At 42.2% G+C, this 17,399-nt stretch carries 13 protein-coding genes; 12 read left to right on the top strand and 1 reads right to left on the bottom strand.

The genetic code is table 11. The features are described 5' to 3' along the window. Positions 1-32 precede the first annotated feature (32 nt). The 3 genes from ACFVSH_RS05440 to aceA all read left to right on the top strand — a co-directional run bounded on the left by ACFVSH_RS05440 (position 33) and on the right by aceA (position 3,718). The gene (locus tag ACFVSH_RS05440) at positions 33-425 is read left to right on the top strand and encodes an FxsA family protein (protein ID WP_387602423.1); all 393 of its coding nucleotides are present in this window, start codon (positions 33-35) and stop codon (positions 423-425) included. 378 nt (positions 426-803) lie between these two features. Beyond that, positions 804-2,396, top strand: coding sequence for a malate synthase A (gene aceB, locus ACFVSH_RS05445; RefSeq protein ID WP_387705194.1), 1,593 nt, complete (start codon positions 804-806; stop codon positions 2,394-2,396). Between the two features lie 38 nt (positions 2,397-2,434). Beyond that, positions 2,435-3,718, top strand: coding sequence for an isocitrate lyase (gene aceA / locus ACFVSH_RS05450; protein WP_387705196.1), 1,284 nt, complete (start codon positions 2,435-2,437; stop codon positions 3,716-3,718). An 85-nt stretch (positions 3,719-3,803) separates the two neighbouring features. On the opposite strand, the gene ytvI is transcribed toward aceA, so the two are convergent. After that, positions 3,804-4,928: a sporulation integral membrane protein YtvI gene (gene ytvI, locus ACFVSH_RS05455; protein WP_260285398.1), complete on the bottom strand. Its 1,125-nt coding sequence runs from the start codon at positions 4,926-4,928 to the stop codon at positions 3,804-3,806. 193 nt (positions 4,929-5,121) lie between these two features. Here ytvI and ACFVSH_RS05460 point away from each other — a divergent pair, with 193 nt between their 5' ends. From ACFVSH_RS05460 to polA, 9 genes are all read left to right on the top strand, one after another. Further along, positions 5,122-5,583, top strand: coding sequence for a DUF441 domain-containing protein (locus tag ACFVSH_RS05460; RefSeq protein ID WP_387705198.1), 462 nt, complete (start codon positions 5,122-5,124; stop codon positions 5,581-5,583). Between the two features lie 539 nt (positions 5,584-6,122). Then, positions 6,123-7,238: a citrate synthase gene (gene citZ / locus ACFVSH_RS05465; RefSeq protein ID WP_260285397.1), complete on the top strand. Its 1,116-nt coding sequence runs from the start codon at positions 6,123-6,125 to the stop codon at positions 7,236-7,238. 95 nt (positions 7,239-7,333) lie between these two features. Further along, positions 7,334-8,650 carry an NADP-dependent isocitrate dehydrogenase gene (gene icd / locus ACFVSH_RS05470; protein ID WP_387602433.1) on the top strand — a complete coding sequence of 439 codons (1,317 nt, stop codon included), beginning with the start codon at positions 7,334-7,336 and terminating at the stop codon, positions 8,648-8,650. A 117-nt stretch (positions 8,651-8,767) separates the two neighbouring features. Beyond that, complete coding sequence (gene mdh, locus ACFVSH_RS05475) at positions 8,768-9,703, top strand: malate dehydrogenase (protein ID WP_260285395.1); 936 nt, start codon at positions 8,768-8,770, stop codon at positions 9,701-9,703. 236 nt (positions 9,704-9,939) lie between these two features. Continuing rightward, positions 9,940-10,659 carry a response regulator transcription factor gene (locus ACFVSH_RS05480; RefSeq protein WP_260285394.1) on the top strand — a complete coding sequence of 240 codons (720 nt, stop codon included), beginning with the start codon at positions 9,940-9,942 and terminating at the stop codon, positions 10,657-10,659. Next, a complete protein-coding gene (gene pnpS / locus ACFVSH_RS05485) occupies positions 10,656-12,431 on the top strand; it encodes a two-component system histidine kinase PnpS (RefSeq protein ID WP_387705200.1) in 1,776 nt (591 codons plus the stop codon). The genes ACFVSH_RS05480 and pnpS overlap by 4 nt, the downstream gene beginning before the upstream one ends. A 250-nt stretch (positions 12,432-12,681) precedes the next feature. After that, positions 12,682-13,716, top strand: a complete 1,035-nt coding sequence (gene hflK / locus ACFVSH_RS05490; protein ID WP_192207993.1) for an FtsH protease activity modulator HflK — start codon at positions 12,682-12,684, stop codon at positions 13,714-13,716. After that, the gene (gene hflC, locus ACFVSH_RS05495) at positions 13,713-14,645 is read left to right on the top strand and encodes a protease modulator HflC (protein ID WP_076364772.1); all 933 of its coding nucleotides are present in this window, start codon (positions 13,713-13,715) and stop codon (positions 14,643-14,645) included. Before hflK ends, hflC begins: the two co-directional genes overlap by 4 nt. A gap of 128 nt (positions 14,646-14,773) precedes the next feature. Continuing rightward, on the top strand, positions 14,774-17,398 hold the full coding sequence (polA, locus tag ACFVSH_RS05500) for a DNA polymerase I (protein ID WP_387705202.1): 2,625 nt from the start codon (positions 14,774-14,776) through the stop codon (positions 17,396-17,398). The last annotated feature ends 1 nt before the right edge of the window (position 17,399 follow it).

The following is a 17,399-nucleotide window of genomic DNA, read 5'->3' on the forward strand; positions in this document are numbered from 1 at the left end:
CACCAGAAATGGGCTGTGCAGGAGGAATGTAGATGAAATACTTTTTAATGTTTATCATTGCGATGCCGGTCGTTGAAATTATTGTCCTTTTGCTGTCAGGCAATCTGATTGGTTTTTGGCCAACGCTGTTCCTGATTGTAGCCACAGGTTTGATCGGGGTCTATTTGGCTAAACGGCAAGGGATGGAAACATGGAAAAAGGCACAGGAACAGATTCGTTACGGAATGATGCCAGGAAATGAAATCATTGATGGAATCTGTATCTTTATCGGAGCTGCATTCTTGCTGTCCCCTGGGCTCATCTCGGATATCATGGGATTGATCCTTGTGTTTCCGCCAACCCGGAAACTCCTCAAACCGATTGTTATCCGGTTTATCATGAACAGGATGAATAAAGGGAAAGTTACCATCATTCAGCATAAATAATATAAGGCTGTCTAGGGCTAAAGCTTTTAGGCAGCCTTTTTTGGTCTGGAAAAAAGGTCGAAAAAAGCATCCAAGTTTTTATAGGATGCTTTTTTTGATTAACAATGAAATGAGAGTTACATGGTTAATCGGATTTTGCCTGTTTCACTATTAAATGATGAATTCCACGAGATTGAAAAAGTGTATAATAACAGGAATTTTAAAGATTAACCCTTTGGAAACATTGGTAAATTAGGTTTTTCCATGCTTAAAAATCTTTTTTTAGATTTTTTTGAAAAAACTGGTGACAAATTTATACAACGTGTTATATAATACAAACAGGAAATAAAACAACTGTATTATAACATAGGTGATTTGGAAAGGATGTGGAGAGGCAACATGATTACGGAAGCAAAAGGCTTACAAATTACAGGCAACATTAAGCCAGGATATGAACAAATACTTACAACGGAAGCTCTTCAATTCATTGAAAGAATTGAACGGCATTTCAGTGGAAGAAGGAAAGAACTTCTAGAACGGCGGAAAAGCGTTCAGGAAGAACTGAATCAAGGCAAGGTTCCTGATTTCCTTGAAGAAACGAAGCATATTCGCGAAAGTGATTGGACGATTGCGCCCCTCCCGAATGATTTGCAGGACCGCAGGGTTGAAATCACTGGACCTGTTGAACGTAAAATGATCATCAATGCCATGAACTCAGGTGCCAATGTATTCATGGCGGACTTTGAAGATGCCAATTCACCCACTTGGGAGAATTGCATTGATGGCCAATTGAATCTGCGGGATGCAATTCGCGGAACCATTTCATTTAAAAATCCAAATGGCAAAGTGTATGAATTAAATGAAAGAACAGCTGTCCTGAAGGTAAGGCCACGCGGCTGGCATTTGGAGGAAAAACATGTCCTATTGGATGGACAGCCTATATCAGCCAGCATTTTTGATTTCGGTCTGTACTTTTACCACAACGCAAAAGCATTGGTCGAAAAACAAAGCGGTCCATACTTTTACTTACCAAAAATGGAAAGCCATCTAGAAGCAAGATTATGGAATGACATATTCGTATATGCGCAGAACGATTTGAGAGTTCCGCAAGGAACCATCAAGGCAACGGTCTTGATAGAAACGATTCTTGCTGCATTCGAAATGGACGAAATTCTGTACGAGCTGAAAGAACATTCGGCAGGCCTGAACTGTGGCCGCTGGGATTATATCTTTAGTTTCCTGAAGAAATTCCGTCACTCGGATGATGTCATCTTCCCAGACCGGCAGCAGGTCACGATGACCGTCCCGAACATGAGGGCGTATTCCTTACTGGCAATCAAAACATGCCACACTCGTAATGCTCCTGCAATCGGCGGGATGGCGGCGCAAATTCCTGTGAAAAATGACCCGGTTAAGAACGATGAGGCTTTTGCGAAAGTAAAGGCGGATAAAGAACGCGAAGCAAGAGACGGTCATGATGGAACATGGGTTGCCCATCCAGGTATGGTAAGCACGGCAAAAGAGGTTTTTGACCTGCTCGTCCCAAAACCGAATCAAATTTACCGAAAACGGGAAGATGTCCATGTAACAGCTCAAGAGTTGCTGGCTGTACCGGAAGGAACGATCACAGAGGCAGGATTAAGGACGAATATTAACGTAGGCATCCAATATATCGCCTCCTGGTTAAGCGGCAGAGGTGCGGCACCCATCAATAACTTAATGGAAGATGCTGCCACCGCCGAAATTTCAAGGGCTCAAGTTTGGCAATGGATCCGTCATCCAAAAGGCATTCTCGAAGATGGCAGGAAAATAACCGAGGAATTATTCCATCAAATCAAAGAAGAAGAATTGGCGGTCATTAAATCGGAAGTAGGGGAAGAAACTTTCAAATCAGGAAAGTTTGAAGAGTCTACTAAACTATTTGAACAATTGATTGAAGCGGATGACTTTGCAGATTTCTTAACGAATGCGGCATACGAAAAATTATCTTAATATTCAAAATATAAATGATGAATTAGGAGGAAATAATGATGATGAATGAAAGAGCGCAAAAATTACAACAAAGCTGGGAAAATGACTCACGGTGGACTGGTGTTAAGCGTCCTTATACGGCCGAAGAAGTTATTAAACTAAGAGGTTCCATCGATATTGAACAAACATTGGCACGCCGAGGTTCTGAAAAACTATGGAATCTATTGAATACGGAGGATTTCATCAATGCATTAGGGGCGCTGACTGGTAACCAAGCCATGCAGCAGGTGAAAGCAGGTTTAAAAGCAATTTACTTAAGCGGTTGGCAAGTGGCGGCAGATGCTAACATCGCAGGGCAAATGTACCCTGACCAAAGTTTATATCCAGCCAACTCCGTGCCGCAAGTAGTTAAACGCATTAATCAGACGCTTCAGCGTGCAGACCAAATCAGCTTTACTGAAGGAAAAGATGATATCGATTGGTTCGCTCCAATCGTGGCGGATGCTGAAGCGGGCTTTGGCGGTTCCCTTAACGTCTTCGAATTAATGAAAGGCATGATCGAAGCTGGAGCGGCAGGCGTTCATTTTGAAGACCAGCTTTCTTCCGAGAAAAAATGCGGTCACCTAGGCGGTAAAGTGCTTCTTCCAACCCAAACTGCAGTACGTAATTTAGTTTCCGCCCGATTGGCAGCCGACGTAATGGGTACACCGACTATCTTGATTGCCCGTACCGATGCTGATGCTGCAGATTTGATCACCGATGATATCGATCCGGTCGATGCACCATTCATCACTGGCGAAAGGACTCCAGAAGGATTCTATCGCACGAATGCAGGTCTTGACCAAGCAATTGCAAGAGGCCTGGCTTATGCGCCGTATGCCGACCTTATCTGGTGTGAGACTTCTGAACCTAATCTAGCGGATGCTCGCCGCTTTGCCGAAGCGATCCATGCAGAGTTCCCGGGCAAACTGCTAGCCTACAATTGTTCCCCATCATTTAACTGGAAAGCGAAATTAAGTGATGAAGAGATTGCAAATTATCAGGTGGAATTGGGTAAATTGGGTTATAAATTCCAATTCGTTACACTTGCTGGCTTCCACTCATTGAATCATAGCATGTTCAACCTTGCTCTTGGTTATAAAGACCGCGGCATGGCTGCATACTCAGAACTTCAACAAGCGGAGTTCGCTAGTGAGCCAGACGGCTATACGGCAACACGCCATCAGCGTGAAGTGGGAACTGGTTACTTTGATGAAGTGGCACAAGTCGTTTCTGGTGGAACATCATCCACAACAGCGCTTGCAGGTTCTACTGAAACAGAACAATTCGAGACGTCAAAATAATTTAGCTTAAAACCAAAAATCCGCCTTGTACCCAAGGCGGATTTTTAAATGGAAATGGTGAATGCTAATAGATGTCTGGAGTATCTTAAGTCGTTTTCTTCGTATCGCCGATAATGAAGATCCATATGGCCTTGAAGACATTGGCACGCTGGAGTGTATTGAATATGACAAGTACGACAGGTCCTGCGATCAGACCCAGGAAACCGATCAATTTGAAGCCGATGAACAAGGCGATGAGAGTGGCAAGCGGATCCAAACCAATACTGGAAGAAAGTACTTTTGGCTCTATTAACTGACGCTGGACAACGACGATTATGTAAAGAACGGACAAACCGATTGCAAGACTTGTATTCCCGGCAATGAATTCAAAGATGATCCAAGGAATGAAAACCGTACCTGTACCTAAATAGGGGATGATGTCGACCAGTCCGCATATCAGGGCAATGGTAATCGAATAATTCACCCCCAAAATAAGAAAACCGATTAAAATCGTGACAGTCGTCAATGAAACAAGTGTGAATTGTGCACGGATAAATCCGAACAAAGCCCGTTTTAAGTCCCTGAATAAACGCTTGGCACCTGCAAAAATCTTATCAGGCAATACCTTTCCGGTCATGCGGTTAAAGGTATCCCAATCTTTGCTGATGAAGAAAGTGCCCAGCAGGGTAAAAAGGAGTGCCGTTGCTGTAGTTGGAAACCATCCGATGATTGTGGGGATGTTCTTCAAGAAAGCTTGAATGAAGCCGCTTACTCCGGTAGTGATGGATTCACCGATATTTTGGATATTCTTGAGGACTGTGTCCTGCTGATCGGTATCCAAATTATTGAACATGGCTGCTATTTGATTATAAAAAGGGATGACGGTGGACGCGATGTATGTTTCTATATAATCCACGATGGTTTCAATATGTTTCGGGATGACACCGGCCAGGTAATTGGTCCCTGAAATGATCTCGGTGACAAGTAATGTGATGAGACCCGCAAATAAAAGGAAAATGAGTAAAAGGGAAACGAATACAGCCAACCCCCGTGGCAGCCTTCCTTTCCTTTCGAAAAAAGTGACCAGGGGATTCATCAAGAAAGCGATTATCATGGCAATGATGAATGGATATGTATATTTAGATAAATAAAACAAGGCAATTCCGCCTAAAATTATCCCGCCGATGACCAGTAAAGAGCGAATGAAACGATACATATATACCGGATTCAAGTCATATCCTCCTTCAATCATAAAGTTTGTATTATAATTGTAACGATGATGGAAAAGAAAGGAAAGATTCTTTCATCTTTCGGCTTAAATTTTTTCCGCAGATGCATCGTTCCATAAATCATTTTTCTCCCAGGAAATACGGGAGTTTGTTATGTTAAAATAACAAAAACAGAAGGAAGAAGGTGAAGGGAGAATGATCAACGGTCCTGTCGTATTTTTAATTCTGCTTGCTGCAATCGGTTGGTTTGGGAAAAACACCTCACTGATCATGGCTGCGGGTTTTCTTTTAAGCATGAAACTGATCGGCCTTGACGCTAAAGTGTTTCCATACCTGGAAGCGAAAGGAATCAACCTGGGCGTTACGATCATTACGATTTCGGTACTCATACCCATAGCAAACGGGGCGATAGGTTTCAAGGAACTCGGAGAAGCAATAAAATCTCCTTATGCCTGGATTGCGCTTGCATCTGGAATAGCGGTTGCGCTCATAGCGAAAAATGGGATTACGCTTTTATCACATGATCCGCACATTACCACGGCTCTTGTTTTTGGGACGATTCTTGCAGTCGCATTATTCAAAGGTGTGGCTGTCGGTCCATTAATCGGGGCGGGAATTGCTTATTTATGCATGCAGATCTTCAATTTTTTTAAATGAAGCGAGTGGCAGAGGGGAGAAAAAACCCGTCAGTCGTGGAGATGGAAATTTTCTATTTAATGTTTCGTTTATTCTGCTTTGAGGCGAATTTTCAAAAAAACGTTTTGAATCGCATAAAAAAAAGCAAGAGAATATGTAGCTAATTTTTCTAATAAAATAATAATTTTTTCACATTTTAAGTGCTTTTCATTCCCAAAAAAGTGTTTATTGTTTATAATAATGTTGTAACTGCTCTGATTTATTAAAATTGGGATTCAGAATATCTTTGATATTTTTGAGGAATCTTAAAAAAAGATGTAGTTATTGAGCAAGCGCTCACTAGGAATAGCTACAAGCATTATTTTTAGAAATTCGTTTAAAGGATTATCGTACATTTTACTATTGTTGGGGTCATATTCTGTGAACGCTTCCAATACAAGATGTATGTCTTCTGCTAAAAAATAGATGGTTGTTTACAATAGCTAATTTCTTGGAAGCGCTATATTTATACGCTAATAGCAAGGGCATAGGGGAATATTTAGGAAAAGGAGAGATTTAGTATGACAGCAACAAAAGGTCTTGAAGGTGTGGTAGCAACAACTTCATCAGTAAGCTCCATCATCGATGACACATTAACGTATGTAGGTTATGACATCGATGATTTAGCTTCTAACGCAACATTCGAGGAAGTAATCTATCTTTTATGGCACGGAGCTCTTCCGAACAAAAGCCAATTAGAAGAATTAACTCAACAACTTGCTGAAAATGCTGAAATTCCAGCTGAAGTGGTTAATCACTTCAAAACATACCCAATCGATAAAGTACATCCAATGGGAGCTCTTCGCACTGCAGTATCTCTTCTGGGTCTTTATGATGAAGAAGCAGATGTAATGAGTGAAGATGCTAACTATCGTAAAGCAATCCGCATCCAAGCAAAAATCCCTACATTGGTAACAACTTTCGCTCGCATCCGTCAAGGGAAAGAAGCTGTTGCTCCACGTACGGATTTAAGCTTTGCTGCTAACTTCTTATATATGTTAAGCGGTAACGAACCAACGGCAATCGAAGAAGAAGCATTCAACAAAGCATTGGTTCTTCATGCTGACCATGAATTAAACGCTTCTACATTCACTGCACGCGTTTGTGTGGCTACATTATCTGATATCTATTCTGGCGTAACTTCTGCCATCGGCGCTTTAAAAGGCCCTCTTCACGGCGGAGCTAACGAACAAGTCATGAAAATGCTTACAGAAATTGGTTCAGTTGAAAACGTTGAGCCATATATCAACGAAAAATTAGCCAATAAAGAAAAAATCATGGGCTTTGGCCATCGTGTATACCGTAAAGGTGATCCCCGTGCCAAGCACCTTAAAGAAATGTCACGAAAACTGACTGAACTTACTGGACAACCGCAATATTATGATATGTCCATCAAAATTCATGAAATCGTAACCGGTCAAAAAAATCTTCCGCCGAACGTGGATTTCTATTCTGCTTCCGTATACCACAGTTTAGGTATCGAGCATGACCTATTTACACCAATCTTTGCTGTAAGCCGTGCTTCAGGCTGGATCGCTCACATCCTTGAGCAATATTCAAACAACCGCCTTATCCGTCCGCGTGCAGAGTATGTTGGACCAGGTATGCAAAAATACGTACCGATTGAAAAACGCTAATTAAAAGTTTTTTCGAAAAATCATTTTTTATTTCATCGAATTTGTAGTAAATTAATAGATGTGAGTAAAAAAGGTTAGTGGTTCTGCCCCATTAAATGGCAGGCCATCTAACCTTTGAATTTGAATCGGAGGTAAGAGACATGACACAAAGCCAAAAAATCACAGTTACTAACGGTGCTCTTAACGTACCAAACAATCCAATCGTTCCTTATATTGAGGGAGACGGAATCGGTCCTGATATCTGGGCTGCAGCATCCCGCGTTTTAGACGCAGCAGTTGAAAAAGCTTACAATGGCGAAAAGAAAATCGAATGGAAAGAAGTTTTAGCTGGACAAAAAGCATTTGACCAAACGGGCGAATGGCTTCCGCAAGAAACTCTTGATGTCATTAACGAATATCTAATCGCTATTAAAGGACCTCTTACAACTCCAATCGGTGGCGGTATCCGCTCATTGAACGTTGCATTGCGTCAAGTATTGGACTTATTCGTATGTCTTCGTCCAGTACGTTACTTTGAAGGTGTACCTTCACCAGTTAAACGTCCAGAAGACACTGACATGGTCATCTTCCGTGAAAACACTGAAGATATCTATGCTGGTATCGAATATGCAAAAGGTTCTGACGAAGCTAAAAAATTAATCGAATTCCTGCAAAATGAATTCGGTGTTCAAAATATTCGTTTCCCTGAAACTTCAGGTATCGGAATTAAACCGATTTCCGAAGAAGGTACGAAACGTCTTGTTCGCTCTGCACTTAACTATGCGATCAAAGAAGGCCGTAAGTCATTAACGCTTGTTCATAAAGGTAACATCATGAAATTCACTGAAGGTGCATTCAAAACTTGGGGTTATGAAGTTGCAGAACAAGAATTCGCCGATAAAGTGTTCACATGGAACCAATATGACAAAATTAAAGAAGCTGAAGGCACTGAAGCTGCTAACAAAGCACAATCTGCTGCTGAAGCTGAAGGCAAAATCATCGTTAAAGATTCAATTGCTGATATCTTCTTACAACAAATCCTGACTCGTCCTAAAGAGTTTGATGTTGTTGCAACAATGAACTTGAACGGAGATTACATTTCTGATGCATTAGCTGCACAAGTTGGCGGAATCGGTATCGCTCCAGGAGCAAACATCAACTACGAAACTGGACATGCCATCTTCGAAGCAACTCACGGAACGGCTCCTAAATATGCTGGTCTTGATAAAGTTAACCCATCTTCAGTTCTTCTTTCAGGCGTTCTTTTACTTGAGCACCTTGGCTGGAACGAAGCTGCAGACAGCATCACTAAATCAGTGGAACAAACAATCGCTTCTAAAGTTGTTACATACGACTTTGCCCGCCTAATGGAAGGTGCAACGGAAGTTAAATGTTCTGAGTTCGCAGACGAGCTTATCAAAAACCTTAAATAATTCATTACATGCTTTCTGGAAAAGTGCCTGAATGGGCTCTTTTCCAGGAAGCTTATATTTCATGAGGATGTTAAAAGTATTCCAAAAGTATTCATAATATTTTAAGGAGGAAATAACATGTCTAAACGTAAAAAAATCACAGTTGTAGGTGCTGGATTCACTGGTGCTACAGCAGCATTCCTAGCCGCTCAAAAAGAACTTGGCGATATCGTTTTAGTTGATATCCCGCAAGCTGAAAACCCTACTAAAGGTAAAGCCCTTGATATGGCGGAAGCAGGACCTGTCCTAGGTTTCGATGCTAACATCATCGGTACATCCGACTATGCAGAAACAGCGGATTCCGACGTAGTGATCATCACTGCCGGAATTGCCCGTAAACCCGGCATGAGCCGTGACGACTTAGTTCAAACTAATCAAAAAGTTATGATATCAGTAACAAAAGAAGTCGTTAAATATTCCCCTAACACAACCATCATCGTTTTGACTAACCCTGTAGATGCAATGACTTACACTGTTTACAAAGAATCAGGTTTCCCTAAAGAACGCGTTATCGGACAATCAGGTGTCCTTGATACAGCTCGTTTCCGTACTTTCGTAGCTCAGGAATTAAACTTATCGGTTAAAGATGTAACTGGCTTCGTACTTGGTGGACACGGAGATGATATGGTTCCATTGGTACGTTACTCTTATGCAGGAGGGATTCCTTTGGAAACATTGATCCCCCAAGATCGTTTAGAAGCAATCGTGGCTCGTACCCGCACTGGCGGCGGAGAAATCGTCAACCTTCTTGGAAACGGAAGCGCCTATTATGCACCGGCAGCATCTTTAGTGGAAATGGCTGAAGCGATCCTTAAAGACCAACGTCGCGTTCTTCCGTCCATCGCTTATCTTGAAGGTGAATATGGATTTGAAGGTATCTACCTTGGAGTGCCGACTGTTCTGGGTGCAAAGGGCATTGAACAAATCATCGAACTGGAATTGACTGAAGACGAAAAAGCGTCACTTTCAAAATCAGTTGAATCAGTTAAAGCAGTAATGCAAGTCCTTCAATAAGTGAACATGATCAGACTGTTCGGATAGGAAGAAAAGGCCATGGTCTTTTTCCGATTCCGGACAGTTTTTTTCGCTTCAAAAGTCCTGGGAACTTATGAACTCCCTGCTGAAGACAAGGAATAACTTACTTACCGTTTTTTTTATGTGTAAATTTCATATAATATTCTTTATAATGGAATTGGATGAGTAGACCAAGAAATTGGTCTTTTGGGTAATACATAATTCAGGAGGATCTAATGTCAAAGAAAATTCTCGTAGTGGATGATGAACAATCAATAGTTACCTTACTTCAGTACAATTTAGAACAAGCAGGCTATTCGGTGATCACAGCTTTGGATGGAGAACAAGGGCTGGAGGCTGCCGTGGATATACGCCCCGATTTAGTGGTATTGGATTTGATGCTGCCTAAAATGGACGGGCTTGAAGTATGTAAGCAGCTTCGCCAGCAAAAAATCAATATACCGATCTTGATGCTGACAGCTAAGGACGATGAATTTGACAAGGTGCTGGGACTTGAACTAGGGGCGGATGATTATTTGACCAAGCCATTCAGTCCTAGGGAGGTAGTTGCCCGGATTAAAGCCATTTTAAGAAGATCCCAGTTACAAGCTAACGGCGGTGATTCAAGTCAGGATCTGGAAGATGGCCTCTTGAAATTAGGGGAATTGAAAGTGTTTCCGGAACGATACGAAGCATTCTTTGATGAACAGCAATTAGAATTGACTCCAAAGGAATTTGAATTACTTTTATATCTGGCGAAGAATAAAGGAAGAGTGCTGACCAGGGATCAACTGCTGAGTGCAGTATGGAATTATGATTTCGCGGGAGACTCACGAATCGTCGATGTCCATATTAGCCATCTTCGAGAAAAAATAGAAAAAGATACAAAAAAACCTTTATATATTAAAACGATAAGGGGCTTGGGGTATAAGCTTGAGGAGCCTAAAAAAGAATGACGACCTATCGTAAAAAGCTCTTATTTACCCTCATCACACTGGTGATGGTCGTCCTGATGGCCGTGGGCTTTTTATTGGGACACTTGTTCAAAAGCTATTATATTAAAACGTTCAATGACCGTATAAAGAACGAAACATTTTTCATTTCTACATATATTCAGGAGCATGGCGGGATTGACTCCTTTTTGGAAAAAGGGAAGACGGCAGAACTGACACCCCTTTTAGATTCGAATTTAACCATTCTATCCACGAATGGGGAAATATTATACGATTCGACAACATCCAATGAAATATTTAAAGGCCATGCCAATGTCCTTCGTAAAATAACTTTGGAAAAAGGGCTTAAGCAAGGGGAAGGGTATGAAGTGGTCGAAGGCGAATCGGACCTCCATTATTATTGGAAGACGATTGAAAAGGATGGAAAGATTGAAGGCTTTGTCGTACATAGCAATGAAATAGAGGCCATCAATCAAGTGAATAAACAAATGTGGCAAATATTGATCATTTGTTTAGGGGTTGCCTTGATCATCATTCTCATGCTTGCGAGCAAAATCACTTCATATTATACGCGTCCGATCGAGGAGGCGACGATGGCGGCCATTGAACTGGCAAAAGGGAATTATGGAACCAGGACATTCGGGCGGCATTCGGATGAAACGGGAATGCTGACAACTTCCTTGAACATATTGGCGAGGAATCTTCAGGAAACAGAGATAGCGAGGGAAATGAATCAGGATCGTTTGGAAACACTTGTTGAAAACATCGGTAGTGGTGTCTTGCTGATAGACAGTAAAGGGTATACTACATTAATCAACCGGGAATTCAAGAAAAGTTTTCGTGTGAACTCCGCTACGTTTTTGTTTCAGGAATATTATTCGGTCATTAAAAATCAGGAAGTCATAGCCATCATCGAAGAAATCTTTCGAACGGAAAAGACGATTAAACGACAGGTGAAAATACCACTTGCCATAGAACGTAAGCATTTTGAGATTTATGGGGCTCCCATTATCGGGAATCACGATGAATGGAAGGGGATCCTCCTCATTTTCCATGATATCACCGAATTGAAAAGGCTCGAGCAGATGCGGAAGGATTTCGTGGCTAATGTGTCCCATGAATTGAGAACCCCGATCACTTCTATAAAAGGCTTTTCTGAAACATTGTTGGATGGCGCCTTAAAGGACGAAAAGACCTTAAAACACTTCTTAACGATTATCCTGAAAGAAAGTGATCGGCTGCAGGAACTCATTCAGGAGCTTCTGAATTTATCCAAAATGGAGCAACAGGAGTTCGTTTTAAACGCAGGGGTCGTGGATATTACGAAAGTGCTTGGTGAAATACAAGAGATGCTTATAGGCAAGCTGAAAGAAAAAGATGTATCCCTTGAAATTAAAACATCACCGGAGCCGGTATTAGTTGAAGGGGAATCTGACAGGATCAAGCAGGTTTTCATCAATTTGATTACGAACGCATTGACCTATACACCAAATGGCGGCAGGGTCACCGTTGATATCATTGAAAATGAGCAGACGGTCGATATAGCAGTGCAAGACAGCGGGATCGGCATCGAAGAAAAAGAACTGCCAAGGATCTTTGAACGATTTTACCGGATCGATAAGGCGAGGAGCCGCGATTCAGGAGGAACGGGCATTGGACTGGCAATCGTCAAGCATATAATAGAAGTCCATAAAGGTAAAATCAATGTGGAAAGCACACCTGGAACCGGGACGACTTTTACAGTCACATTAAATAAAAGCTTAAAAGGAATGTAGCGGGTTTCTTATTTACATGTCCTTTACAATTCCTTAAAACGGACTTCATAATGCAGGGGTACAATGGTTATAACCCCTCATCCAAGGAGTTAAACATTGACAGAGACATAGTCTCTGTCTTTTATTTTTGGCTATATTTCCCGGGAACGATTCCTCTATCCTATTTTCCTGGAAATATATTTGATTTTTATGAAACTTTAGGCCCTTCCTTGCGTAAATAAGATATAACTGCAAAGAAGGGGTGATACATATCGTTAGCTTAAAAAGGATATATACGATCACAGGACTTGTCTTTCTTATTTTAATTTTAGGTGTAGTTGCGATATCGACCTGGTACACGGTTGATGAATCCGATCAAGCTGTCATCATGACGTTTGGTAAAGTGGAGCAAACGATAACGGAACCAGGACTTCACTTTAAACTGCCTTGGCCCATTCAATCCGTCGAGAAATTATCCAAAGAAACATTCAGTCTTAAATTTGGATATAAGGAAGAGGATGGAGAGGTGAAAGATTACCCGAGCGAGACCAAAATGATTACGGGTGATGAAAATATTGTGCTGGCCGACCTGGTGGTCCAGTGGAAAATCACCGACCCTCCAAAATATCTATACAATGCAGAGGATCCAGAAAAAATATTATACGATACGACTTCAGCTGCATTACGGAGCATTATCGGCAGCACGAAAATCGATGATGCCCTTACATCCGGTAAAGCGCAAATCGAAGCGGATGTACGCGATTTATTATCACAGCTAATGGAGAAATATGATGTCGGGATTTCCATATCTGCGGTTAAACTCCAGGACGTGGAGTTACCGAATGAAGAAGTGCGGAAAGCATTTACCAATGTAACGGATGCCCGGGAAACGGCGAATACGAAAATCAACGAAGCGGATAAATATGAAAATAAACGTATGAATGAAGCGGAAGGGGAAAAAGATGCCCTCATTTCACAGGCTAATGGGGATAAAGCTGCCCGTACCGAAGCTGCCCGCGGGGATGTAGCGGTCTTTGAAAAATTACTTAGTGAGTATAAGGGCAATAAGGGGATTACGAAGGACCGCCTTATTATTGAAACCCTTGAGGAAGTAATGCCGAATGCAGAGATTTATATTATGAATGATGATGGAAACACCATGAAGTACTTGCCGCTTCGCTCGCTTGAAAAGGAGGAAACGAAAAAAACTCCTGCCTCCGATGAAGCCGCTATACCTGAAGAAGAAACGAACAAAGCGAATGCATCGGAAGAAAAAGCGACAGGGGAAGGGGGCACTAAACAATGAGCGGAAAAATAATAGATTTCTCTGAGTTGAAAAAAGGGGATTTTCATTGGAGGGGCTATGTGAGAATCGGCATTTTCCTGATTATTTTCATCGCGTTGCTGCTAATCATCCTCACCAATGTCTATATCGTCAAAGAGGGCGAATACAAAGTCGTCCGCCAATTCGGTGAGGTGGTAAGGATCGATAAGACACCGGGATTGAAGGCGAAGGTGCCATTCATACAGAGTATCATGACCTTGCCGAAGTATCAGATGACTTCTGATGTTTCCGAAGCGGAAATCAATACGAAAGATAAAAAGCGGATGCTGATCGATAACTATGCAGTTTGGAGAATAGAAGATCCGAAGAAATTGATTACAAATGCAAGGACACTAGAGAATGCCGAAACGAAAATGGAAGAGTTCATCTATTCGGCAGTTCGTTCTGAGCTTGGCCAGCTGAATTATGACGAGATCATCAATGATGAGAAGTCATCAAGGGGAAGTTTAAACGACCGCATAACCGAAAAAGTCAACGATCTGCTGCAAAAGGACAGTTATGGAATCAGCTTGACGGATGTCCGGATAAAGCGGACTGACTTGCCCTCCGAAAACGAAGCATCCGTCTTCAAGAGGATGATTTCCGAGCGGGAATCGAAAGCGCAAGAATACTTATCCAAAGGTGATGCGAAGAAAAACCGTATCATTGCGGATACTGATCGGAAAGTGAAAGAATTGCTCTCCACTGCAGAGGCTGATGCAGAAGTGATCAGGGCTGAAGGTGAAGGGGAAGCAGCGAAAATCTATAATAAGTCGTTTTCCAAAGACCCCGAATTCTATAAACTATACCGAACTCTTGAATCCTACAAAAAAACGATTGGTGATCAAACGGTCATCGTTCTGCCATCGGATTCCCCTTATGCCAGCCTGTTAATGGGAAATACTAAATAACCTTGATGCCGTCATTTTTCTTTCCGCTTCTACTCATGGTAGAATAGAGAAAGAAAATGAACGGCTTTTTTGCGTTTTTATATAGAAGCTATAACTACATAAACCTGTATGACTGGAGGAAGACGGATTTGGATAAAAAGTTAGTACTTATAGATGGAAACAGCATTGCATACCGTGCGTTTTTTGCGCTTCCGCTCTTGAATAATGATAAGGGGGTCCATACGAATTCCGTGTACGGATTCACCATGATGCTCAATCGCATTCTTGAAGAAGAAAAGCCAACGCACATACTTGTGGCATTCGATGCGGGTAAAACGACATTCAGACATGCATCATTTAAAGAATATAAGGGCGGGCGCCAAAAAACGCCTCCGGAACTATCGGAGCAATTCCCTTTCATTCGCGAACTGCTTGATTGTTTTCAAATAAAAAGGTATGAACTGGAGAACTACGAAGCCGATGATATTATCGGTACGCTGTCTTTACAAGCGGAAAAAGATGGTTTTGAAGTGAAGGTCATTTCAGGTGATAAGGATTTAACACAACTATCCTCCCCTAGTACGACGGTTTCCATCACGAAAAAGGGGATTACTGAAATTGAGGAATACACTCCAAAGCATATACATGAAAAATACGGCCTATCCCCTTTGCAAATCATTGATTTAAAAGGGTTGATGGGAGATGCTTCCGACAATATTCCCGGTATTCCGGGTGTAGGTGAAAAGACTGCCCTTAAATTATTGCATCAATTCGAAACGGTTGAAAACCTTCTGCAGTCGATTGATGAGGTAAGCGGACAAAAATTGAAAGAGAAAATAGAAGAACACAGAGACCTGGCCCTATTGAGCAAAGAGCTGGCTACGATAACGAGGGAAGCGCCGCTTGAAGTTTCCGTAAACGAGACCGAGTACACTGGCATGGATCAGGATCGAGTCATCTCATTCTATAAGGAGCTTGGGTTTTCGACTTTGCTCGATAAATTGGATGTAACGGAAAGTGCACCGCTTGAACAGGAGAAGATAGAAGTGCACACGTCCGAAATGACAGAAGCAATGTTTGCGGATGAAAGTGCCTTATATGTTGAGATTTTAGAAGATAATTATCATCATGCCGATATTAGGGGAATCGCCATCAGTAATGAACAAGGTAATTTTTACTTCAATGGGGATGATGCTCTGAGTTCCGGGGCATTTAAATCCTGGGCGGAGGATGAAACAAAAAAGAAAACGGTTTTCGATGCGAAGCGTACGGTTGTGGCACTGCGTCATCGGGGAGTCGAAATAAAAGGCATCGATTTTGATGTATTTTTGGCATCCTATATCCTGAATCCCGCAGAGTCAGTGGACGAAGTGGCAGAAATCACGAAAACTCAAGGTACGACCCGTCTTGAAACAGATGATGTTTTTTATGGAAAAGGTGCAAAACGCAAAATACCTGAGGAAGCGGAATTGAGGGAGCATATCGCCAGAAAATCGAAGGCGATCCTTTCTCTGAAAGAACCGATGATCGATAAGCTGCAAGAGTTCGAGCAATTTCACCTGTTTACGGAACTGGAGCTGCCACTGTCGATCATTCTGGCCAATATGGAATGGCAGGGAATCAAGGTGGATATAGGCAGATTGAAAAACATGGGACAGGAGTTAGCCGTTCGCTTAAGAAACATCGAAGCCCGAATTTTTGATTTGGCTGGAGAGGCGTTCAATATCAATTCACCTAAACAGCTCGGGGCCATCCTGTTTGAAAAGTTGGAGCTTCCAGTCATGAAGAAAACCAAAACTGGTTATTCGACTTCAGCCGATGTGCTGGAAAAACTGGAGAGCAAGCATGATATCGTTAAGGAGATATTGCTATATCGCCAGCTTGGTAAGTTGCAATCAACTTATATTGAAGGGTTGCTTAAAGTGGTCAATGGCAAAACGGACAAGGTGCACACCCGGTTCAACCAAGCATTGACCCAGACGGGCCGGTTAAGTTCTACAGATCCCAATCTGCAGAATATCCCGATCAGACTGGAAGAAGGCAGGAAAATCAGGCAGGCCTTCATTCCTTCCGAAAAGGATTGGATCATTTTTGCTGCCGATTACTCACAGATCGAGTTACGCGTCCTGGCGCATATCGCCAATGACAGCGGATTGGTGGAAGCATTCCAGGCCGGGATGGACATCCATACAAGGACAGCCATGGATGTATTCCACGTACCGGCAGACCAAGTCACGGCGAACATGAGGCGCCATGCCAAAGCGGTCAACTTCGGAATCGTTTATGGTATAAGTGACTACGGGCTATCGCAAAGTCTCGGCATCACGAGAAAAGAAGCGGGAGAGTTCATCGAGAAGTATTTAAGAAGCTTTCCTGGTGTTCAGGAATATATGGAAGAAAGCATACATGAGGCCCGTCAAAAAGGATATAGCACGACTCTGATGCAAAGAAGGCGCTATATACCTGAGATAACAAGCAGGAATTTCAACATCAGGAGCTTTGCCGAACGGACAGCGATGAATACGCCGATTCAAGGCAGTGCCGCGGATATCATCAAGCTAGCCATGATAAACATGAGTAAGCGCCTGAAACGGGAAGGTCTTAAAACGAGAATGCTTCTGCAGGTGCATGATGAATTGATTTTTGAAACGCCTCCCGAGGAACTCGAAATCCTTAAAGTGATCGTTCCGGAGGAAATGGAAAATGCCATTGAACTGAACGTGCCCCTTAAAGTGGATTATGCTTTTGGGCCAACATGGTTTGATGCCAAATAAT

The sequence above is a fragment of the Peribacillus sp. NPDC058002 genome (genome assembly GCF_042886655.1).
In the GTDB taxonomy this organism is placed as follows: Bacteria; Bacillota; Bacilli; order Bacillales; family DSM-1321; genus Peribacillus; species Peribacillus aracenensis.